The sequence below is a fragment of the Methylobacterium currus genome (assembly GCF_003058325.1).
Taxonomy (GTDB): domain Bacteria; phylum Pseudomonadota; class Alphaproteobacteria; order Rhizobiales; family Beijerinckiaceae; genus Methylobacterium; species Methylobacterium currus.
Genome location: NZ_CP028843.1, coordinates 5,902,374 through 5,922,708, shown reverse-complemented (window position 1 = coordinate 5,922,708; position 20,335 = coordinate 5,902,374). Strand labels below are relative to the sequence as shown.

Genomic DNA, 20,335 nt, shown 5'->3' with positions numbered 1-20,335 from the left:
CATGCAGGTCGGATCCGGGCAGGAGACAGCCGCGCGGAGCGGCATCTCCGGCTATTTCATCCGCTTTCCCGTCGCGACCTCGCTCATCATGGCGGGGATCCTGTTCATCGGCATCGTGGCCTACCCGCTGCTCGGCGTGGCGCCGCTGCCGCAGGTCGACTTCCCGACAATCCAGGTGACGGCGCAGCTGCCCGGCGGCAGCCCGGAGACGATGGCGTCCTCGGTGGCCCAGCCGCTGGAGCGCCAGTTCGCCCAGATCCCCGGCGTCAGCCAGATGACCTCGACGAGCGCGCTGGGCATCTCGTCGATCACGGTGCAGTTCGACCTCACCCGCAACATCGACGCGGCGTCGAACGACATCCAGGCGGCGATCAACGCCGCCGGCGGGCAACTCCCCAAAACCCTGCCGAGCCCGCCGACCTACCGCAAGGTGAATCCGGCCGATTCGCCGATCCTGCTGCTCTCGGTCACCTCGGACACCCTGCCGCTGATCGAGGTCGACGACGCCGCCGACGTGCAGCTGGCGCAACGCATCAGCCAGGTCTCGGGCGTCGGGCAGGTGCTGATCGGCGGCCAGCAGAAGCCGGCGGTGCGGGTGCAGATCGACCCGGCGAAGCTCGTCGCCAAGGACCTGTCGCTGGAGGACGTGCGCACCCAGCTCGCGATCACCACGGTCAACAGCCCGAAGGGCAGCTTCGACGGCGCGACCCGCAGCTACACCGTCTACGCCAACGACCAGCTCACCCTCGCCAAGGACTGGAACGACGTCATCATCGCTTATCGCAACGGCGCGCCGTTGCGGGTGCGCGACATCGGCAAGGCGGTGGCAGGGCCGGAGGACACCAAGCAGGCGGCCTGGGCCAACGGCCAGCGTGGCGTATTCCTGGTGATCTTCAAGCAGCCCGGCGCCAACGTCATCGACACGGTGGACCGGATCAAGGCCGAATTGCCGCGCATCACCGCCTCCCTGCCGGCGGGGGTGACGGTGAAGACGCTGAGCGACCGCACGCAGACCATCCGCGCCTCGGTGGAGGACGTGCAGTTCACGCTGCTCATCACCATCGCGCTCGTGGTGGCGGTGATCTTCGTGTTCCTGCGCTCGGTCTGGGCCACCATCATCCCGAGCGTGACGGTGCCGCTGGCGCTGCTCGGCGCCTGCGCGCTGATGTGGATGGCCGGCTACACCCTCGACAACCTGTCGTTGATGGCGCTCACCATCGCGGTCGGCTTCGTGGTCGACGACGCGATCGTGGTCTTGGAGAACATCGCCCGCTACGTCGAGGAGGGGATGAAGCCGATGGAGGCGGCGCTCAAGGGCGCCGGCGAGATCGGCTTCACCATCGTGTCGATCTCGGTGTCGCTGATCGCGGTGCTGATCCCGCTGCTCCTGATGGGCGGCATCATCGGCCGTCTCTTCCGGGAGTTCGCGGTCGTCCTGTCGATGACGATCGGCGTCTCGGCCTTCGTGTCGCTGTCGCTGACCCCGATGATGGCCTCGCGTTTCCTGAAAGAACACAAGGCCGAGCAGCACGGAACACTCTACCGCTGGAGCGAGCGCTTCTTCGACGGGATGCTGCGGGCCTACGAGTCGGCCCTCGACGTGGCTTTGCGCCACCACGTCGTCACCTTCCTGACCTTCCTCGGCACGGTGGCGCTCACCGGCTACCTGTTCGTCGTCATCCCGAAGGGCTTCTTCCCGCAGCAGGATACCGGCCTCATCGTCGGCATCACCGAGGGCGGGCAGGACATCTCGTTCTCCGCCATGGAGGACCGCCAGCGGGCCGTCGGCGCGGTGATCCAGTCCGATCCGGACGTGGCGAGCGTGGCGATGTCGATCGGCGGCAGCGGCCAGGCGCTCAATTCCGGCCGGATGTTCATCACCCTGAAGCCCCGGGACGAGCGCGAGGCGAACGCGTTCCAGATCATCGACCGGCTGCGGCCGAAGCTCGGCCAGTTGGAGGGCGTCAAGGTCTTCCTCCAGGCCTCGCAGGACGTGCGGACCGGAGGGCGCGCCTCGCGCACCCAGTTCGAGTATACCTTGCAGGACCCGAACCTCGACGAGCTCAACACCTGGTCGCCGCGGCTCCTCGACAAGCTGAAGACCCTGCCGGAGCTGCGCGACGTCGCCACCGACCAGCAGACCAGCGGCACCACCCTGACCCTGTCGATCAACCGTGACGCCGCCTCGCGCTTCGGCATCACGCCGCAGCTCATCGACGACACGCTCTACGACGCGATCGGCCAGCGCCAGGTGGCGCAGTACTTCACCCAGCTCAACAGCTACCACGTGGTGATGGAGATCCTGCCGGCGCTCCAGGGCAACCCGGATTCCCTGCACAACATCTACGTGAAGTCGCCGACGACCGGGGGCCAGGTGCCGCTCGCGGCCTTCGCGACCTGGACCACCGAGCCGGTGCGCCCGCTCTCGATCAGCCACCAGGGCCAGTTCCCCTCGGTGACGATCAGCTTCAACCTCGCCCCGAACGTCGCGCTCGGCCAGGCGACGACGGCCATCGACAACGCCGCCAAGGAGATCGGCGTGCCGGCGACGCTCGCGACCGGATTCCAGGGCACCGCGCAGGCGTTCCAGCAATCGCTCTCGACGGTGCCGCTGCTGATCCTCGCCGCCCTGGTGGTGGTCTACCTGATCCTCGGCATCCTCTACGAGAGCTACATCCACCCGCTGACCATCCTGTCGACCCTGCCCTCGGCCGGCGTCGGCGCGCTCGCGATGCTCCTGTGGTTCGGCTACGATTTCAGCCTGATCGCGCTGATCGGCATCATCCTGCTGATCGGCATCGTGAAGAAGAACGGCATCATGCTGGTCGACTTCGCAATCGTGGCCGAACGCCACGAAGGGATCGCCCCCGAGGAGGCGATCCGGCGCGCCGCGCTGCTGCGCTTCCGCCCGATCCTGATGACCACGATGGCGGCTCTGCTCGGCGGCATCCCGCTGATGTTCGGCACCGGCACCGGTTCGGAGATCCGCCAGCCGCTCGGCTACGCCATGGTCGGCGGCCTCGCGGTGAGCCAGGTGCTGACGCTGTTCACCACGCCGGTGATCTACATCTACCTCGACAAGCTCTCGACCTTCCTGTCCGGCGGCTCGCACGGGCCGCAGGACGAGGACGAGCCCCAGCAGGACGAGGAGCCGCCGCAGTTGCGCGAGGCGGCGGAGTAGAAAGCGGACACCGTCACCGCTCGCGCGCTCGCCTGAGGGCGGCCCGGGCGAGAAGCCGGGTCGAATCGAGAATGGGCAGGGGCGAGTTCCCGTCGTTGAGGAGCAACGGCAACTCGGTGCAGCCGAGGATGACGGCATCGCAACCCGCCGCGGCCATTCGGGCGACAACGCCCTGGCAATAGGCCAGCGCCTCCGGCGTGACGCGGCCACGGACCAGCTCATCCATGATGAGGCGGCCGACCTCGGCCTGCTCCGCGTCGCTCGGCCGGCGATAGTCGAGACCGCGCGTCGCCAGGGCCTGCGGGTAGACGTCGCCGGCGACGAGCCAGTGGGTCCCAGTCACGCCGAGGCGCCGGTAGCCGCGCCGCTCCGCCTCCGCCGCCACGACCTCGGCAATGTGTAGCCAGGGTCGCGGCGAACGGGGCAGCACCCATGGCATCGCCTGGTGGATCGTGTTGTCCGGGCAGATCAGAAACGTCGCGCCCGCGGCGGCGAGCTTAGCCGCCGAGGACAGCATGAGCGCAGCGACGCCGGCCCAATCCCCTGCGTCCAGGCACGCGACGTGCGCCGCCAGCGAATGGCCGTGCAGCATGATTTCGGGGTGACCGTGAGGGCCGAACTCGGCCTCGCCCTCGGCGCAGATGGTACAATAGCAGAGGGCTGCTCCCTCCGCCGAGCAGCTCACGATGCCGATGGAAGGCGACGCCGTTCCGTGACGCATGGCAGCGACCCCGCAGGCTCAGGACACTTGACCGGGAGTGGGTCGCGCCCCTTCCAGACCGTCAGTTCAGGGGGCTCCGAGATTGGCACTCGTCACGGAGGCGCGGCTCGGCGAGACGCCGACCGTGCCTCACTCCGCGATACGCCCCACCCGTACCCGGTCGGGCAACCAGGGCGCTATCGGCGTCTCGCCGCAGGCCAAAGGGGCGAGTTGGCGCCTGCCGGGGACGAGCATCGATGCGGAATAGGGTGAGAGCGCGATCCACCGCGGTGCCGTGGCCGGCCGCGGCCGAGTCCGCCGCCCTCAGGCCACCGCCGCCCGCTGCTGCAGGCTCAGCAGCATGTTGGCGATCTGGCGCACTTGGAGCTCGCTGTCCTGCAGCTCCTTCTTGCGGGCGCCGCCATAGGCGAATTCGTCATGGTCGATCCCCGGAACCGGAAGGCCGGTTTCCTGGAAATACCGCTCGAGGCGGGCGAGAAGCTGCTCCCAGACGCCGAGGCGCGACCAGCGGATGAAGGTCTGGGCCGCCATCCACCATGGGCCGTAATGCGTCGGAACGGCGCGCCAGTTGGTGTCGTGCCAGTGACGCCAGAGTATCGCGTCGATGGTTCGCTTGAGATCGTGAGGCTGCGTCTTGCCGCGAGGCCTGCAGCCTTCGAGCAAGGGTGCGAGCACCGCCCACTGCGCCTCCGTCAACATAAACATCCCCTCGCCCACGCTGCTTCCGGGAATCATATTACCAAGGGTAATCTGCTTCTTCAATCGGCTTACCCACCGCCGTTTGAAGTTTGTTGTCTCGTCGTGACATGGGAAGGGTCGCCGTTCGTTTGTGTTCGAACGTGCCATCGGGATAAGATGTCCCATTATTACTTTAAAGAATAGACATTTCGGTATGTAAATACTTGTAAATCATAAAAACCTAGGCCAAAGCATAACTAGATTAGAAACATGAAAAAGTAAAACTGACTGCACCGAATCATTGCCGTCGATGACGATGAAATCCAACCCAGGATCGACCCGGAGCGTCAGGTTTATTTTCTCAATTGAGGCAAATGAGGATTGTTGTCAGCAGGCAGACCAATGATCTTACGCAGGACTTTCGCTGCGTCGCAACAAACGTCAGAGACTGCACGATCCTCCCGCCTTTAGGACAGCCGGCAAGACAAACCATGAAGTCCGGACAATGCGCGAGCGTCGGCGCGAGCGGTGCCTTCACCGCGATATCGGTCGCGAGGAACGCGGCGCGGGAACCGGGAAAGGCACTTCCGGCGCAGTTCGAGGGACGGCGCGCCGATGAACCGAACCCGGGGACGCGATTCCCGGCTCCGAAGCGCCCGAGCCGGTCGGGGACCCGGCGGACATGGTCGCACTTGTCTTCGATCCCGGACGTGCCCGGGATCGCCTCGATGCATCGGCCTCCAGGTCCGTCGGCATGACCGCAACGGACCTGGAGGCCGACGCATCGGGGGCGTTCACCCATCTCGGAAGGTCGACGCCGCACCGGAACCTTGATGGGAATCCGGGACCGGAACCAAAAGTCGCTGCAACGACCATCGGGACCAAACGCCGAAATGGCTGAGCCCCGGATGATCGTCCGGCAGCCGGCCCGAGGGCCCGTGAAGCGGCGCTCCGCAGCCACGATCGGCTGCTCGTTGATACTGGACTGGCGGACGCGCATCAGACCGTCCCCGGCAAATTCCCGGTTCTCGTTGCCCTAGGCCCGGAACTGCTGGCCGCGGTCGTCGCGATACTCGCCGGCGTCGCGCAGGGCGATGCGGTTGCCGACGACGGCCCCGAGTTCCTTGAGGAGCGGTCATCGCGTCCCCGGTTCCACTTGCGGTCGGGAACGCCTCGACCTCCTGGCGGCCGTTCAGGAACTCGACGCGATTTTGCCACCGCGTGTCGATCGTGTGGGCCAGGACCGCCTTGGCGGGATCGCGGCTGTTCCAGCCGTCCCGGCGAGAGGAACCTTCACGATGGCGCTCTGGTCGTCGACGGGCGGCCGCGGCGGACGGGAGGGGCGTGCTCCTGAAGGCCGCACGAGGGGACGAGGGATGGAGCGAGGCCGCGGGCTCCCGGCCCGCATCGACGGGTGCCCCCGGCCCGACGCGTCCGCTATTCCTTGTGCGCGAACAGGTAGGTGCCGCTCGCCAGCTCCATGTTGGTGCGGTCGCTCAGCTGCGTCACGTAAGGCTCCTGGAGCAGCGAGAGCGGGTCGGCGGTGAAATCGGAGAGGCGGCGCGACAGGAAGCGCTTGCGCGCATCCGGCGGCAGGCCGGCGGCCCAGGACTGGACGATCCAGGTCAGGCTCCAGATCGGCAGCAGCGAGGCCGGGACGTATTGGTGGTCCACCGCCAGATGGCCGGCGAACAGGTTGCGCAGGCCCTCGCCGGTCATGTTGTAGTAGTGGTGCGGATAACCGTGCAGCGGCTGCAGGAACGGCACGGCGCAGACCAGCCGCCCGCCGGGCTTGAGCACCCGGGCGATCTCGCGGGCGCAGGCGAAGGGATCGCGGACGTGCTCGAGCACAGCGATCGAGATCACTCCGTCGAAGCTGGCATCGCGGAACGGCAGGACCTCGCCGATGCCGAGCACGTCGGTCGTGTCGTAATCGGCGATCTCGAGATTGACGACGTTGGCGTAGTAGCGATCGCGGCGGCCGGCGCCGCAATCGAGGATCAGCCCGTCGGCATTCGCGGCGATCAGCTCCTGGACATGGCCGTCATAGGCGTTCTGCGAGACGTTGGGGCTGTCCTCGGCCCCCGACAGGGCGCGCAGATCCTCGCTGAGGTAATCGTACTTCGCACCGAGGCGGCGATGGGGCAGGTCGTCCCGCATCAGCGGCGCCAGCCGCGCGAGCTTCTCGGCACGCATGGCCTCCAACCCCTCGGGAAGGCGGCTCTGGCGCCGTCCCTGGCGCAGGCCGTGACGCTCGAAATGCGCCCGGCCGCTGGCGAGGCGCCCCTCGCGCACCGCGAGGTGGAGATCCGGATTGGCCGCCAGATAGTCGGCCTCGCGGAAGGTCGCCGCCGTCGCCGGCTCGACCATGTCGAGATAGGATACCACGGCCCGCCCTAGAGGGTGCGCAGGAAGCCGGCGAAGCGCATCAGCCCCTCGGGCCAGGGCCCGTGCCCGCTCTCGGCATTGAGATGCCCGGACTCGCCGGCATCGACCAGCTCCGCCCCCCAGGCGGCGGCGAATTCGCCGGCCCGATCATAGGCGGTGTAGGGGTCGGTGCGGCTCGTCACCAGGACCGACGGGAAGGACAGCGGCGCACGGGGGATCGGCGCAAAGGTGCGCAGGGGCGCCGGCGTGTCCGGCCGCTCGACATCCGGCAGCGCCACCAGGAAGGCGCCGGCGACGCTGCCTGGGGCCAGGTAGGGCGCTGCCTGAAGGCAGGAGATCACCCCGAGGCTGTGACCGACCAGCACCGCCGGCCGGCTCGCGGCCTGGACGGCCGCGATCACGGCGTCGCGCCAGGCCTCGGGCTCGGGATGGTCCCAGCTCTCCTGGGTCACCCGGCGGGCGGTCGAGAGCCGCTCCTGCCAGCGGCTCTGCCAGTGGTCGGGCCCGGAATTGGTGTAGCCCGGGACGACGAGGATGTCGCAATCGGCCGATTTCATGCCGCACCGTTACAGGCAGGACGCGGGAGCGTCGAGAGCATCCTAAGCCGCCGCAGCCGCTTCCAGCGATGCGCCGCGCTATTCCGCCGCGACCGCGGCCGGGGCGGTGCCGAGGAGGCCGGGGCCGACATGCAGCGCCAGTCCGGTCGAGGCGAGGTTCTTCAGCTTGGCCTCGACCTCGATGTCGCACCAGGCGAGGTGGCGCGCCACCACGTCGTTGAGCGCCCGGTTCCACATCATGTCGGAATGGGCGGCGAGGTCGCGGCCTTTGAGGCCGGCGCCGGTGAGGGAAGCGAAGTTCGGCAGGGCATCCGGGTCGTGGCCGGGCAGCACGTCCTCGCGCGACACGCTGACATGGCCGACCGGCCGCACCCCGCGCCAGGACTCGATCACGCGGGCGATACGGGGATCGTCCGGCTCGATGTAGTCGCCGCGGCTGTGGATCCAGTGGTGGTGCAGGTCGAGCACCACCGGCACCCGGTCGGCGAGGCGCAACACGTCGTCGAGACCGAAGGCCGATTCGTCGTTCTCGACCGTGACGAGGTCGCGGGCGACCTGCGAGACACGTGCCAGGTTCTCCCGGAACGCATCGACCCCGGGGTCGCGGGCGCCGACATGGATGTTGACATGGGCGCCGTGCAGGTGCCACCCGCCGCCATAGCCCATCATCGCCATCACCTCGGCGTGGTAGTCGAGCTCGGCGATGCCGTTCGCGAGCGCCGCCGGGTTGCGGCTCGCCAGGATGCAGAACGGGCCCGGATGCATGCTGAGCCGCACGCCGCCGGTCCGCGCCGCCTCGCCGACCGCGGCGAGGCCCGCCTCGATCGCGCGGCGAAAATCCGGGTCGGCGTAGAGGTCGCGGACCTCCGGATGGGTGTAGCCCGGGAGGATCGAGCTGGCGAGGCGCAGGAGCCGCTCCAGCGGTGGCCGCGCGGCCACCCAGGCGACCTGGCGCCCCATCGCCGCGAGGTTGTGCGTCACCACCGCGACCAGCTTCTCGCGGGCCGCCGCCGGATCGAGGCGGCGCAGATGCGCGATCGTCACCGTGGTGACGTTCATCACCATCGCGGCGTCCTTCGCCGCCTTCTGGGTCTTGTGCCGGCCCGGCGGCTCGTCCGGGATGAACTTGCAGCAGAAGCCGAGGCGGGGGCCGGCGTCGAGGGGGAGGGCGGAGGCGGTCATGGGGCGACAACGCCGTGCGTGCTGCCGCGGGTCCAACCGATCCATTGACGAAGTCCGGCGGCCACGCGGGACAATGGTGGGACAGCGGCCAAGAAAAAGGCCGGCCCCGAGGGGCCGGCCGGTCGTGAACGAATGACGGTGCAGGGATCAGTGCGTCTGCCGGCCCGGCTCGGAGGCTCCGGGAGAGGCCTGACCCGGCTGGCTCTGACCCGGCTGGGTCTTGCGCAGCTCGTCCGTGGCGGCATGAGCCGCCGCGACGGCGGCGTCCTGGGCCTGGTCGAGGGCGCTCTCGACGAACTGGCGTCCGCGCTCGGTCGCCTCGCGGGCATAGCGCAGGCCCTGGTCGCGAACCTCGTCCGCATAGGCGCCGACCGTCCGGTCCTCTTGCCGGGTGCGCGGCAGAAGCGCGCCGAGCAGCATGCCGGCGGCAAGGCCGACGACGCCGACGAGAACCGGATTCTCGGTGACGAAGCGCTCGACCGCGTTCTGGCCATGGGCGAGGCGCTCGGCGCCGCGGTCGCGCAGGTCGGCGTAGCGCTGGGAGCCGGTCTCGATCCGGTCGCTGGCCCAGTCGCGGGCCCGGTCGAGGGCCTCCGCGCTGCGGCCGCCGACGGCGCCGTAGGCCTGGCTCGCCTGGGCGTGGGCGCGGTCGACCGCCTCGCTGGCGCCCTGCTTCAGCCGGTCGGCGGCAGCGTCGGCCTTGGCGCGCAGCTGGTCCGCGGTCTGGCTGACGCGCTCGCCGATGGCGGAGGCCGCATCGCTCACCCGCTCGGAGGCGTGGGCGGCGGCATCCTTCACCGTGTGGCCGGCATCGTGGGCCGCGCCCTGCGCCGCGTCGAGATTCTGGCGGACGGTGTCGTGGTCCTGGTGCAGGTTGCGCTCGGGCCCCGTGGCGGGGGTGTGAGCCGAGGGTGCGCCCGGATTGGCCGGGTTGATGGTGTGCTCTGCCATGACTCGGAAACTCCCTGGCAGGTCGCGCGACGGCGGGGCTGGTGCCGTCGGAGCCTGCGGCCGATCGAAGGTTCGCTAAACGGGCGCCGGCGCTGAGCCGGCGCCGCCTTACATCCGTAATCCGTCGGCGACGCGGTCGGCGGCCGGGTGGGCGGTCGGCCGGTCGGGGTCGTAGACCCGGGCGGCTCCGGTCTTGAGCACCGGCACCGCCTCGGCGCCGTTCATCGTGGCGTCGAGGTGCTGGCGGCGCTGCGACTCCCGGGCGACGCGGTGGATCAGCCAGCCGACCCCGGCGACGATCAGCATGACCGGGACGGGGTTGCGCCGCACCGCCTCCAGCGCCCCGTCATAGAGGCCGCTCGCCGGCGATTGCCGCACCGTGCCGAGCATCTCGTCGACGATGCTGGCCGGGGAGAGCCGGCCCTGGATCTGGTCGATGGTCCGGTCGAGCCGGGCCCGGGTCTCCTCGATGTCGTGTTCGAGCTCGTTGATCGATTGGGTCATCCCGACACCCTCTCGGACAGGACCCTCGCATCCTGGCGCACCTGGCGCGTCGTGCGGGTCGGCGTCAGCGTGGACAGGGACATGGCGCTGCGACCCCACAGGGCGAGCCCGATGCCGATCGCCAGGAACACAGCCCCGACGATCAGGGCGGCGAGCGCCTCGGAATTCACCACCGTGGCGAGCCACTTCACCAGGGCGTCGGTCAGCACCAGGAGGGCGACGACGGCGAAGACCGCCGCCCCCACCATCATGCCGAGCCCGAGGAACAGCGACCTCAGGTTGTTCGACATCTCGGTGCGGAAGAGGGCGATCTCCTTGCGGGCGAGGTCGGTGGTCTCGCGCAGGGCATCACCGAGGAGCCCCTGGATGCTCCCCGGGGCTCCGGTGCCGCCGATCGGGCGGCCGGCATTGGGGTCGGCCATCGCTCAGGTTCTCCCTTCAGGCCGAGTAGCGCGGGCCGGACGCGCCGGTGCGGTAGGGGTCGGGCCGCGCCGTCTCGGGCTCGCTATGGGCGCCCGGCACGTCCCGGTAGCCGGTGCCGCGCACGCCGTAGGGATCCGAGGCCGGGCCGGCGGAGGTCCCGCGCGAGCGGTCGCCGCCGACCTCCGGCCCACGCGCGAAGGCCTCGCGGCCGTCGAGGACGTGAGCGGGATGGGCCGAGGCGCGGATGAAGCGGGCGGCGAGGAAGCCGGTGAGGAAGGTCGCCACCGCGACGGCCGCCGGCCGGCGCCGGGCCACCGACTCGATCTCGCTGTAAAAATCCTCGAAGCTGCGCTCGCGGATCGAGCCGGAGAGCTGCTCCAGGCCGTCGGCGGCGCTGTCGAAGAACGCCTTCACGTTCGGCTGCTGATCGAGCTTGCCGCCCGAGTCGCGCAGGGCCTGGGCGAGGTCGGAGACCGACTGGGCGGCGTCGCCTTTCCGCCGGTCGACATAGCCATGGACCTGCTCGCGGGCCGACTCGACCAGGCTGAAGCCGCGCTCCATCGCGACGTCGCCGAGCTGGCGCACGTCGTGGCGCAGGTCGTTCCAATCCGCCGGGCGCTCGCCCGGGGCATTCCGATCATCGGCCCGGTGCTGTCCGTTCTCGTAACCCGCGCTCATCAGGCAACTCCGTTCTCGGTGACACGGCGGGCCGGCCCGACCGGCCACCGCGCGCCGACCACATGCGACGATATTGCGGGTAACAGCAGCCAAGGCGCCCGGTTCCGGCCTCATCCAAGGAGGAATCGCGGCGGGAATCCTGTGGAGCGCCGGGCACAGCCCGTACGGGTGCATCCGCCCCCGGATTCGCCGAAAGGGTTGACCAAATCGCACGGATCGCGCTTGCTGCCGGTGCGTTTTCTCCGTCGGGGGCGGATGGACGCGGCGACGTTCCCGCCCCACAAGGTCCGTGCAGCCGGAGTCCATACCCGCCGTGTCACGCCTCATCATCGTGTCGAATCGCGTCGCCGTCCCGGATGCGGGCTCCAAGGCGGTCGCGGCCGGCGGGCTGGCCGTCGCCCTCAAGGAGGCCTTCACGGCCTATAAGGGGCTGTGGTTCGGCTGGAGCGGCAAGATCACCGACAACCCGTCCTCCGAGCCGGTCATCGCCGACCGGGGCCGGGTGCAATACGCCGTGATGGACCTCTCCCCGCAGGACCATCGCGAGTATTACAGCGGCTTCGCGAACCGGGCGCTCTGGCCGATCATGCATTACCGCCTCGGCCTGGCGGCGTTCTCCCGGGCCGACTATGCCGGCTACCAGCGGGTCAACCGGATCTTCGCGCAGGCTCTGGCCGGGCTGATCGAGCCGGGCGACCTGATCTGGGTCCACGACTACCACCTGATCCCGCTCGCCTCCGAGCTGCGGGGCCTCGGCGTCTCGAACCCGATCGGCTACTTCCACCACATCCCGTGGCCCTCGGGAGAGGTGTTCAACACCCTGCCGGCCTCGACCGAACTCCTGCGCGCGGTCTCCGATTACGACCTGATCGGCCTCCAGACCGACAGTGACGTGCACAACCTCTCGCGCAACCTCGTCGACGAGTTGCGGGCGATCCCGCTCGGCGGCGGCTCGCTGATGGTCGACGGGCGCCGCACCCGCATCCGCAGCTTCCCGATCGGCATCGACGTCGACGGCTTCCGCCAGGCCGCCGAGCGCGCCGGCATGAACCGCACCGTGCGCGACACCGTGGCGGGCCTGCGCACCCGCAAGCTCCTCATCGGCGTCGACCGGCTCGACTACTCGAAGGGCGTGCCCGAGCGGATGGAGGCGGTGGAGCGCTTCTTCGCCTCCAACCCCGATCAGCGCGGCAACGTCGTGTTCCTGCAGATCGCTCCGAAATCCCGCACCGAGGTGCCGGAATACGAGCAGCTCAGCCGCGACGTGAACGAGGTCTTAGGGAACATCAACGGCTCGCTCGGCGAGCCGTCCTGGACGCCGATCCAGTACGTCACCAAGGCCTATCCGCGCGCGGTGCTGGCCGGCCTCTACCGGGCGGCGCGGGTCGGCGTCGTCACGCCGATGCGCGACGGCATGAACCTCGTCGCCAAGGAATACGTCGCCGCCCAGAGCGAGGACGATCCCGGCGTGCTGGTGCTGTCGAAATTCGCCGGCGCGGCCCGGCAGCTGCCCGAGGCGCTGCTGGTCAACCCCTACGACCGGTTCGAGGTGGCGGAGGCGATCCGCGCTGCCCTCTACATGCCCAAGGCCGAGCGCGTGGAGCGCTGGAAGCCGATGTTCGAGCGTATGTCGCGCGAGGACGTCGATTGGTGGGCCCGGAGCTATCTCGGCGAGCTAGAGGGTTTCCGCACCGTCGAGCGCGAACCGCCGGCGGCGGCAGAGGCGCGGTAAGCCTGATATTCGGCGCATGGTGCCATGCACCTGCCCCCTGTGCGGGGAGTGCCCGCGGGTACGGGACGGGGGAGGGGATGCCGCTTCCGGAGAGAGGCCGCTCGCTTGATGGAGGGCGCCGTGTGGACCACGGTCGCGCTGCCCCTCCCGGCGGGATTTCACCCGGTGCGCTCGCTGCCTCTGCCACCCTCGCCTGCAGGGGAGGGCGGGTTGATCCGCAGGATGCGTCGAGATGCTCTCGTAAAGTAGAAGGATACGGTCCCAGATCAATCAGCTCGACGTCGCGGAGAGCTTCTGAAGGGGAGCACCATAAGATCGCTTGTCTTCCGGAACAGAAACTTCCGCTTCGCCCGCCCCACCCTCTCGTGCAATCACGCCGGTCGGCGGGTGCCTCATAGGAACTCAAGACCGGGACGAGAGATCAAGATAGGATATTGCTCCGACTGCGGCCAACAAATCTGGCTGCTCGTTAATCATGTTTTCGCGCTACGTTTGACTTTAAATTTCTGGCCGCCGAGAAGCAGAAGCTGCCTCGAGAGGTCATCATGAAACTGTTTTTTACTGCGGTCGCCCTAACGCTGTCGGTGGCAGCCCCCGCTTGGGCGAAGAACTTTGCATTCCCGCAGGCCAATCCGACCGCCACCATCTCAATCCCCGACACTTGGAAAACCAAGTCAGTCGAGTACGGTTTTGAGGCCAAATCACCAAACGAAGACGTTTATCTCTCCATCGAAACGGCCTCCGCAAAAGACATGAAGAAAATGCTGGCCGACAACATGGCATGGATGAGGAATAACAAGATCACCGTAACAGGCAAACCAAAGGAGAACGATGTCAATCTAGGCGGACTCCAGGGCAAGATGCAGGTTCTTCCGGCCAAAGATGAGAATGGGAATACCCAGATTATGCTCATCTACGCCGAAGCAGGGGAACGCTTGATTTTCATTACGCTATGGGCGTCAGAGGATGAACAGAAAGCCAACGACAAAGATATCAATGCTATCATGAACAGCATCAAAGCCATCCAATAATCCGACTGAGGCTGCAGAGCTCCTCGCTTTCACCAGCGCGGGTCTCTGTGATGTGACTGGGCTGCCCAGCACCGGACGGTCTGACCGTCAGGAATGGATCGCAAGCGGCCCTCACAAAGCCAGGCTGGTCGGATTTCGACCCCGGCTCAACCCGTTTGCGGCCCGGCCCGCCCCGCCTTCAGCGCCCCCAACAGGAACGCAATCATCGCGTCGAGCGCCGGTACGACATCCTCCGGGCACTGCACCACCAGCACCGGGTGGCAGAAGCGCACGATCGCCGTATGGACGCAGCGCGCCGCCACCGCCGAATCTTCGACCGCGAACTCGCGCCGGGCGACCCCGTCGGCGATCACGCGCTCCAGGACGGCGGTGATCCGATCGACATGGTGGCGGCAGACGTCCCAGCTCTCGGACATCGCCGCCTCGATCATCTCGTGCATACGGGGATGGCCGGTGAAGCGGCCGACGGCGTCGCGGTGCAGGAAGACGATGATCTCGCGCAGGCGGGCCTCCGCGGGGAGACCAGGCCGGTCCGCGAGGGCGGCGATCCGCGCCTCGACCTCGCCGATGAGGCGAGCCACGACGGCCTCGTTGATCGCCTTCTTCGAGTCGAAGAAGCGGTACACATTGGCCGGGCTCATCCGCAACGTCTTGGCGATGTCGGCCACCGTGGTCTTCTGGTAGCCGATCTCACGAAAGAAGCGCTCCGCCGTCGCCAGGATGCGGCAGCGGGTATCGGGCAAGGTTTCCTCGACCGGTGAGGGTGCGGACAGGGCAGGGATCATCCGCGAAGCCTATCGTGCCGATCACATGCTGGTCAAAAGGCGCTCGCGACCTTCGCGCAGGGTGTGGCATCTGCGTCACCCTGCGAGCCCCCGTCAGGACCCGAACTGGGAGCCCAGCCGCTCCAGATACTCGGCGAGATCGATGCCGCCGACCTTCTCGCCGTAATCGAACCGCATGCCGGGGCGGATCGCCACGCTCGCACGGGCGGTCGTCAGGGTGACCGGCCGGGTGCACACCCAAGCCCCGTCACGGCGATGCTCGAAGTAGTTCAGGATCTCGTGCCCGTCCATATCCGCCTTCCCGTCCAATCCTCCCGGACAACGTGACAGTCGGGTGGAAGTTCACGCGAAGTTGCGCTCGTGCGACGGACTGGGCGCGAGCTTGAGCGTACGCGGCGGCTTGCGCCGCTCCGGCGTCCGGAGGACAATCGGACGAGTTCCGCGAAAGGAGGCATCCCGATGCCGGTCGCCCGCCGTGAGGCCCTGTTCCTGATCGCCGGCGCCGTCGCCGTACCGGCCCGGGCCGCACCGCTCCAGAGCGGCGCCACGGCCTCCGCCTTCAGCTTCGCGAAGCCCGAGGGCGGCAGCCTGGCCCTGGCCGAGCATGCCGGAAAGCCGATCCTGGTGGTCAACACCGCGACTGCTTGCGGCTACGCCCCGCAATTCGCCGGGTTGCAGCAGCTCTGGACCCGGTTCGGCTCCCGGGGGCTGACGGTGATCGCCGTGCCGTCGGCCGATTTCGGGCGCCAGGAGCCCCTGGACGGGGTGGCGATCGCCGAAGCCGCGCGCAAGAACCACGGCGTCACCTTCCCGGTCGTGGCGAAGACCGCCGTGACGGGTCCGCAGGCGCACCCGTTCTATCGCTGGGCCGCCGCCGAGAAGCCGGCCGAGACCCCGCGCTGGAACTTCCACAAGTATCTGGTCGGCCGCGACGGCCACGTGGCGGCCGCCTTCGCGACGCCGGTCGAGCCGACGGAGGCTCGGGTGATCGCGGCGATCGTCAAGGAGCTGGATGCGGCGGGATAGGCAATCCCGCCGCAGCACGGATCAGGCCACAGCCTTCTGCGCGCCGGTCTGCACGTGGAAGTCCGGCCCGTTGCCGGTCTTGGCCACGTAGCCGGCCCGGATCACGAAGTCGCCGAAGCGCTCGCCGGTCTCCCGGTCCTTGGCATAGGCCGCGAAGAGCGGGTCGAGCGTGGCCCGGATCTCCGAGGCCGCGACGTCGTCGGCGTAGAGCTTGCTCAGCCGCGAGCCGTCGAAGGCGGCACCGAGATAGAGGTTGTAGCGCTCGGGTCCACGGCCGACGAGGCCGATCTCGGCGATGAACGGCCGGGCGCAGCCATTCGGGCAGCCGGTCATCCGGATGGTGATCTCGTCCTCGGACAGGCCGTGGGAGGCCAGGCTCTCCTCGAGCTCGTCGATCAGGCTCGGCAGGTAGCGCTCGCTCTCGGCCAGCGCCAGGCCGCAGGTCGGCAGGGCCACGCAGGCGAGGCTGTTGCGGCGCAGGGCCCCCGCGCCGACGGTCAGCCCGTATTCCTGCACCAGCGCGTCGATCTCGACCTTCCGGTCCGCCGGGACGTTGGCGATGATGACGTTCTGGTTGCCGGTGAGGCGGAAATCGCCCTGATGCACCTCGGCGATGCGGCGGAGCCCCGAGAGGATCTGCGGCCCGCCCTCGATGTCCTTGATCCGGCCGGACGCGACGTAGAGCGTCAGGTGATGCTTGCCGTCATCGCCCTCGACCCAGCCGTAGCGGTCGCCGTTATTGGTGAACGTGAAGGGCTTGGGATCCTGGAAGGCGCGGCCGACGCGCTTCTCGACCTCGGCCCGGAAGGCCTTCAGGCCGTAGCGCTCGATCGTGTATTTCAGGCGGGCGTTCTTGCGGACGGTGCGGTTGCCCCAGTCGCGCTGGACGGTCATCACCGCCTCGGCGACCTTGAGCGCGTAGTCGGGCTCGCAGAACAGCATCACGTCGGCGGTGCGCGGGAAGGTGTCGGTCTCGCCATGGGTCATGCCCATACCGCCGCCGACGGTGACGTTCCAGCCCGTCACCTGGTTCGTCTCGTCGAGGATGGCGATGAAGCCGAGGTCGTGGGCGTAGACGTCGACCTCGTTCGAGGGCGGCACCGCCACGATGGTCTTGAACTTCCGCGGCAGGTAGGTCTTGCCGTAGACCGGTTCGACCTCGCCCGCATCCTCGCCTCCGACCACGCGCTCGCCGTCAAGCCAGATCTCGCGCCAGGCGCTGGTCTTCGGCAGCAGGCTATCGGAAATGTCCTTGGCGAGCGTGTAGGCGGCCTCGTGGGCGCCCTTCTGGGCCGGGTTCGTCGCCGCCATCACGTTGCGGTTGACGTCGCCGCAGGCCGCGATCGTGTCGAGCAGAGCCGAGTCGATCGCCGCCATCGTGCGCTTGAGGTTCGACTTGATGACGCCGTGATACTGGAAGGTCTGGCGCGTCGTCGCGCGCAGGGTCCCGTTGGCGTAGGTGCGGGCGATCTCGTCGAGGATCAGCCACTGCTTCGGGCTCACGACGCCGCCGGCGATACGCAGGCGGATCATGAACGAATAGGCCTTGTCGAGCTTCTTCTTGGTCCGCTCGGGGCGCAGGTCGCGGTCGTCCTGCAGGTACATCCCGTGGAACTTCACGAGCTGCCCGTCATCGTCCGAGATCGCGCCGCTGGCGTTCTTCAGGAGCCCTTCCGCGAGGGTGCCGCGCAGGTAGCCGCTGGCGATCTTGATATGCTCGTTGGCCGACAATTTGGCGGCCCGGGCGGCCTCCGCGTCGGTGATCGGGCGCTCGGTCGGCGGCGTCTCGTAGACGCGCTCGGCGGTCGGAGTCTCGGCGGTCTTGTGGTCGGCCATGAGGTGGTGTCCGTTCGGTCGCCTCGCGCGAGGCGTAGACTACCCGGGTCCTCCTGGCGAGCGCCTCGCCGAAAGACACGCGGGAACCCCTCTCCCGGGTGGGAGGAGGGGCGGGGTGAGGCTTGACGCCTCGGCATTGGTCGCCGGCGACGAGAGCCGACACGTTGGCGGATGCGGGGACCTTTTCCTCTCACCGCCCGCGGTGAGAGGAGATGCGCACCGGGCAGCGCGGGTTTTAGTAGACGTCCTGCTGGTAGCGGTGGCTGCGCTCCAGGCCCGCCACCGCGGCCTCGGCGGCCGCAGCGTCCAGGCCCTTCACGTCGGCGAAGGCCTTCACCAGCGCCGCCCGCACGTCCTTGGCCATCGCCTTGGCGTCGCCGCAGACGTAGAAATGGGCGCCGCCATCGAGCCAGGAGACGAGCTCCCGGCGCTGCTCCCAGATCCGGTCCTGGACGTAGATCTTCTCGGGCTGGTCGCGGGAGAAGGCGACGTCGATGCGCGCCAGCGACCCGTCCTCCAGGGCCTCCTGCCATTCGAGCTGGTACAGGAAGTCGTGGGTGAAGTGGCGGTCGCCGAAGAACAGCCAGTTGCGGCCGGGCGCCTCGGTGGCGCGACGCTCCTGCACGAAGGCGCGGAACGGCGCCACGCCGGTGCCGGGGCCGACCATGATGATGTCGGTCGCCGGATCCTTCGGCAGGCGGAAATGCCTGTTCGGCTTCACCCGCACCTTGAGCTTGGCGCCGGTGCGGATCCGGTCGGCGACGTGGACCGAGGCGACGCCGGTGCGCTCGCGGCCATGGGTGGCGTAGCGCACCGCCGCGATGGTCAGGTGCGCCTCGTCGCCGACCTCGGCCCGCGAGGAGGCGATCGAGTAGGCCCGCGGCGGAAGCGGCCGGGTGATGTCCGACAGATGTTGCGCCGTCAGCTTGGCCGGATAGGTCTCGATCAGGTCGATCAGGTGCCGGCCCTCGATCCAGGCCCGGACCTCGCCGTTGTCGATGAGGCGGCGCGCCTCCTCGTGGCCGGTGGCCTTCACGAAGCGCTCGACCGTGGCGGCCGACAGGGTGGTGATGTCGCGCTCGGCAAGCAGAGCCTGGCGCAGGACCGAATCGCCTTCCAGGCTCGCGGCCTTCAGGATCTGGTCGACCAGGGCCGGGTCGTTCTCGGGGTAGAGCTCCAGGGAATCGCCGGGCTCGTAAGCCGGTGCGGCATCCTCGAAGGCGAGGGCGAGGTGGATCGTCTCCTTGTCGGAGCGCGACGAGTTCAGGTTGACGTGCTCGATCACCTCGACGGTGACCGGCTCGCGGCTGACCTCGGCCTCCTCGTCGGCGCCGGCCGCGCGGGCGAAATCCACCGCCACGACGTTGCCGGCGGGCTCGGCCGGGGCGAGGGCCTTGAGGGCGTCCTTGATCCAGGCGGCGGCCGGCTTGTCGAAGTCGAGGTCGCAATCGATCCGGGGCAGCACCCGCTTGGCGCCGAGTTCCTCCAGCCGCGCGTCGAGGCGCTTCCCGATGGCGCAGAACTCGGCATAGGACGTGTCGCCGAGGGCCAGGACGCCGAACTCGACCCCGTCGAGACGCGGCGCGCCCTCGCCCATGATCTCGCCGTAGGCACGCACGGCCCGGGCCGGCGGCTCGCCCTCGCCCCAGGTGGCGGCGATGACGACCAGGCGCTTCTCATTGCCCAGAGCCGCCACGTCGAGGTCGGCGAAGTCGACGACCTTCGGCTTGAAGCCGTTCTTGCGCGCGAGCTTGCCCACGTCGCCGGCGAGCTTCTCGGAATTGCCGGACTCGCTGGCGTACACGATCGTCAGCGGCTCGGCGGCGCGCGGGGGCGCGGCCGGGACCGGGGCCTCGGCGGCGGCGGTGCCGCCGGCGGCGTCGAGGCCGGCGAGGAAGCCCGCCAGCCACGCCCGCTGCAGCGCGGTGGTGGAGCCGAGGGCGGCGTCGAGATGGGCCCGCTCGGCGTCGCCGAAGGGAGCCGTGCGGGGAAGAAGCGCGGAGCGAGACATGCCCGCACAGATGTGCCCGCGACGCCCCGGAGTCAACCAAAATGTTCTTTTTGAAGAACGGGTCCGCCGGAGATGATCGCTATCGTCCGCGCGGCCGAAAAGAGAATATTATTTTCCGCCGGCCGCGGCGGGCTGGACGAAGGGCGCCGTCGGGAGCGGCAACGCCGTGGTGCTCTTCACCTTCTCCATGGCGAAGCGCGACGTCACGTTCTTCAGCGGCAGCACCGCGATCAGGCGCTTGTAGAAGGCGTCGTAGGCCTGCATGTCCGCCACCACGACGCGGAGCATGTAATCCACGTCGCCGGCCATGCGGTAGAATTCCAGCACCTCCGGCATGGCCGAGACGGTGGCGGCGAAGCGTTCAAGCCACTCGCGGGAATGGTCGCTCGTCTCGATCGAGACGAAAACCGTCAACCCTAGGCCCAGTTTCACCGGGTCGAGAACCGCCACCCGGCGGTCGATCACCCCGTCGGCCTCGAGGCGCTGGATGCGCTTCCAGCAGGGGGTCTGCGACAGGCCGACGCGCTCCCCGATCTGGGCGATCGACAGGGTGGCGTCGTTCTGGAGCAGGGCGAGGATCTTCAAATCGATGGCATCCACTGCGCGGCTCCGATTCTGGAGAAGATTCTTTCAAGGGTAACCCTGGGGCAT

General features: G+C 68.6%; 18 protein-coding genes and 1 pseudogene. 4 read left to right on the top strand and 15 right to left on the bottom strand.

Annotation, left to right across the window (positions count from 1 at the left end):
- Nucleotide 1: 1 nt before the first annotated feature.
- Nucleotides 2-3,181: a multidrug efflux RND transporter permease subunit gene (locus tag DA075_RS27150; protein WP_099955873.1), complete on the top strand. Its 3,180-nt coding sequence runs from the start codon at nucleotides 2-4 to the stop codon at nucleotides 3,179-3,181.
- A 13-nt stretch (nucleotides 3,182-3,194) separates the two neighbouring features.
- Here the strand turns inward: DA075_RS27150 and DA075_RS27145 are convergent, their stop codons facing one another.
- The 10 genes and pseudogenes from DA075_RS27145 to DA075_RS27100 form a co-directional block, all read right to left on the bottom strand.
- Nucleotides 3,195-3,902: an aspartate/glutamate racemase family protein gene (locus tag DA075_RS27145; RefSeq protein ID WP_099955872.1), complete on the bottom strand. Its 708-nt coding sequence runs from the start codon at nucleotides 3,900-3,902 to the stop codon at nucleotides 3,195-3,197.
- A gap of 303 nt (nucleotides 3,903-4,205) precedes the next feature.
- A complete protein-coding gene (locus tag DA075_RS38635) occupies nucleotides 4,206-4,664 on the bottom strand; it encodes a transposase (protein WP_164712495.1) in 459 nt (152 codons plus the stop codon).
- Between the two features lie 803 nt (nucleotides 4,665-5,467).
- Nucleotides 5,468-5,943, bottom strand: a pseudogene (locus DA075_RS27135) (DUF1348 family protein); the annotation flags it as partial.
- A 74-nt stretch (nucleotides 5,944-6,017) separates the two neighbouring features.
- Nucleotides 6,018-6,968, bottom strand: a complete 951-nt coding sequence (locus tag DA075_RS27130; protein ID WP_123834448.1) for a class I SAM-dependent methyltransferase — start codon at nucleotides 6,966-6,968, stop codon at nucleotides 6,018-6,020.
- Nucleotides 6,969-6,976: 8 nt separating this feature from the next.
- On the bottom strand, nucleotides 6,977-7,525 hold the full coding sequence (locus DA075_RS27125; RefSeq protein ID WP_099955869.1) for an RBBP9/YdeN family alpha/beta hydrolase: 549 nt from the start codon (nucleotides 7,523-7,525) through the stop codon (nucleotides 6,977-6,979).
- 78 nt (nucleotides 7,526-7,603) lie between these two features.
- A complete protein-coding gene (locus tag DA075_RS27120; protein ID WP_099955868.1) occupies nucleotides 7,604-8,707 on the bottom strand; it encodes an apurinic/apyrimidinic endonuclease family protein in 1,104 nt (367 codons plus the stop codon).
- 147 nt (nucleotides 8,708-8,854) lie between these two features.
- Nucleotides 8,855-9,658 carry a hypothetical protein gene (locus tag DA075_RS27115; protein ID WP_232386818.1) on the bottom strand — a complete coding sequence of 268 codons (804 nt, stop codon included), beginning with the start codon at nucleotides 9,656-9,658 and terminating at the stop codon, nucleotides 8,855-8,857.
- Between the two features lie 108 nt (nucleotides 9,659-9,766).
- Entirely contained in the window at nucleotides 9,767-10,162 is a 396-nt protein-coding gene (locus DA075_RS27110; protein ID WP_099955867.1) for a DUF3618 domain-containing protein, read from the bottom strand.
- Nucleotides 10,159-10,584: a phage holin family protein gene (locus tag DA075_RS27105; protein WP_099955866.1), complete on the bottom strand. Its 426-nt coding sequence runs from the start codon at nucleotides 10,582-10,584 to the stop codon at nucleotides 10,159-10,161. Before DA075_RS27105 ends, DA075_RS27110 begins: the two co-directional genes overlap by 4 nt.
- A gap of 16 nt (nucleotides 10,585-10,600) precedes the next feature.
- Entirely contained in the window at nucleotides 10,601-11,263 is a 663-nt protein-coding gene (locus tag DA075_RS27100; protein ID WP_331254756.1) for a hypothetical protein, read from the bottom strand.
- A gap of 313 nt (nucleotides 11,264-11,576) precedes the next feature.
- Between DA075_RS27100 and DA075_RS27095 the strand changes: the two genes are divergently transcribed.
- Both DA075_RS27095 and DA075_RS36120 read left to right on the top strand, forming a co-directional pair.
- A complete protein-coding gene (locus DA075_RS27095; RefSeq protein ID WP_099955865.1) occupies nucleotides 11,577-12,995 on the top strand; it encodes an alpha,alpha-trehalose-phosphate synthase (UDP-forming) in 1,419 nt (472 codons plus the stop codon).
- Between the two features lie 545 nt (nucleotides 12,996-13,540).
- Nucleotides 13,541-14,026, top strand: a complete 486-nt coding sequence (locus DA075_RS36120) for a hypothetical protein (RefSeq protein WP_123834446.1) — start codon at nucleotides 13,541-13,543, stop codon at nucleotides 14,024-14,026.
- Nucleotides 14,027-14,172: 146 nt separating this feature from the next.
- On the opposite strand, the gene DA075_RS27090 is transcribed toward DA075_RS36120, so the two are convergent.
- A complete protein-coding gene (locus tag DA075_RS27090) occupies nucleotides 14,173-14,811 on the bottom strand; it encodes a TetR/AcrR family transcriptional regulator (protein WP_099955864.1) in 639 nt (212 codons plus the stop codon).
- Nucleotides 14,812-14,904: 93 nt separating this feature from the next.
- The gene (locus DA075_RS27085) at nucleotides 14,905-15,102 is read right to left on the bottom strand and encodes a hypothetical protein (protein ID WP_099955863.1); all 198 of its coding nucleotides are present in this window, start codon (nucleotides 15,100-15,102) and stop codon (nucleotides 14,905-14,907) included.
- A gap of 168 nt (nucleotides 15,103-15,270) precedes the next feature.
- On the opposite strand from DA075_RS27085, the gene DA075_RS27080 reads away from it, so the two are divergent.
- Nucleotides 15,271-15,837 (top strand): glutathione peroxidase, encoded by a 567-nt coding sequence (locus DA075_RS27080; protein ID WP_099955862.1) that lies wholly within the window; start codon nucleotides 15,271-15,273, stop codon nucleotides 15,835-15,837.
- A gap of 21 nt (nucleotides 15,838-15,858) precedes the next feature.
- On the opposite strand, the gene DA075_RS27075 is transcribed toward DA075_RS27080, so the two are convergent.
- From DA075_RS27075 to DA075_RS27065, 3 genes are all read right to left on the bottom strand, one after another.
- Complete coding sequence (locus tag DA075_RS27075; protein ID WP_099955861.1) at nucleotides 15,859-17,673, bottom strand: NADPH-dependent assimilatory sulfite reductase hemoprotein subunit; 1,815 nt, start codon at nucleotides 17,671-17,673, stop codon at nucleotides 15,859-15,861.
- Nucleotides 17,674-17,908: 235 nt separating this feature from the next.
- Nucleotides 17,909-19,684: a diflavin oxidoreductase gene (locus tag DA075_RS27070; protein WP_099955860.1), complete on the bottom strand. Its 1,776-nt coding sequence runs from the start codon at nucleotides 19,682-19,684 to the stop codon at nucleotides 17,909-17,911.
- A gap of 108 nt (nucleotides 19,685-19,792) precedes the next feature.
- The gene (locus DA075_RS27065) at nucleotides 19,793-20,284 is read right to left on the bottom strand and encodes an Lrp/AsnC family transcriptional regulator (protein WP_099955859.1); all 492 of its coding nucleotides are present in this window, start codon (nucleotides 20,282-20,284) and stop codon (nucleotides 19,793-19,795) included.
- Nucleotides 20,285-20,335: the final 51 nt, after the last annotated feature.

Excerpts from the sequence above, each read along its gene's own strand:
- DA075_RS27150 (WP_099955873.1), top strand. The coding sequence starts at position 2 with ATGCAGGTCGGATCCGGGCAGGAGACAGCCGCGCGGAGCGGCATCTCC.
- DA075_RS27145 (WP_099955872.1), bottom strand. The coding sequence starts at position 3,902 with ATGCGTCACGGAACGGCGTCGCCTTCCATCGGCATCGTGAGCTGCTCG.
- DA075_RS27125 (WP_099955869.1), bottom strand. The coding sequence starts at position 7,525 with ATGAAATCGGCCGATTGCGACATCCTCGTCGTCCCGGGCTACACCAAT.
- DA075_RS27120 (WP_099955868.1), bottom strand. The coding sequence starts at position 8,707 with ATGACCGCCTCCGCCCTCCCCCTCGACGCCGGCCCCCGCCTCGGCTTC.
- DA075_RS27115 (WP_232386818.1), bottom strand. The coding sequence starts at position 9,658 with ATGGCAGAGCACACCATCAACCCGGCCAATCCGGGCGCACCCTCGGCT.
- DA075_RS27110 (WP_099955867.1), bottom strand. The coding sequence starts at position 10,162 with ATGACCCAATCGATCAACGAGCTCGAACACGACATCGAGGAGACCCGG.
- DA075_RS27105 (WP_099955866.1), bottom strand. The coding sequence starts at position 10,584 with ATGGCCGACCCCAATGCCGGCCGCCCGATCGGCGGCACCGGAGCCCCG.
- DA075_RS27100 (WP_331254756.1), bottom strand. The coding sequence starts at position 11,263 with ATGAGCGCGGGTTACGAGAACGGACAGCACCGGGCCGATGATCGGAAT.
- DA075_RS36120 (WP_123834446.1), top strand. The coding sequence starts at position 13,541 with ATGAAACTGTTTTTTACTGCGGTCGCCCTAACGCTGTCGGTGGCAGCC.
- DA075_RS27090 (WP_099955864.1), bottom strand. The coding sequence starts at position 14,811 with ATGATCCCTGCCCTGTCCGCACCCTCACCGGTCGAGGAAACCTTGCCC.
- DA075_RS27085 (WP_099955863.1), bottom strand. The coding sequence starts at position 15,102 with ATGGACGGGCACGAGATCCTGAACTACTTCGAGCATCGCCGTGACGGG.
- DA075_RS27080 (WP_099955862.1), top strand. The coding sequence starts at position 15,271 with ATGCCGGTCGCCCGCCGTGAGGCCCTGTTCCTGATCGCCGGCGCCGTC.
- DA075_RS27075 (WP_099955861.1), bottom strand. The coding sequence starts at position 17,673 with ATGGCCGACCACAAGACCGCCGAGACTCCGACCGCCGAGCGCGTCTAC.
- DA075_RS27070 (WP_099955860.1), bottom strand. The coding sequence starts at position 19,684 with ATGTCTCGCTCCGCGCTTCTTCCCCGCACGGCTCCCTTCGGCGACGCC.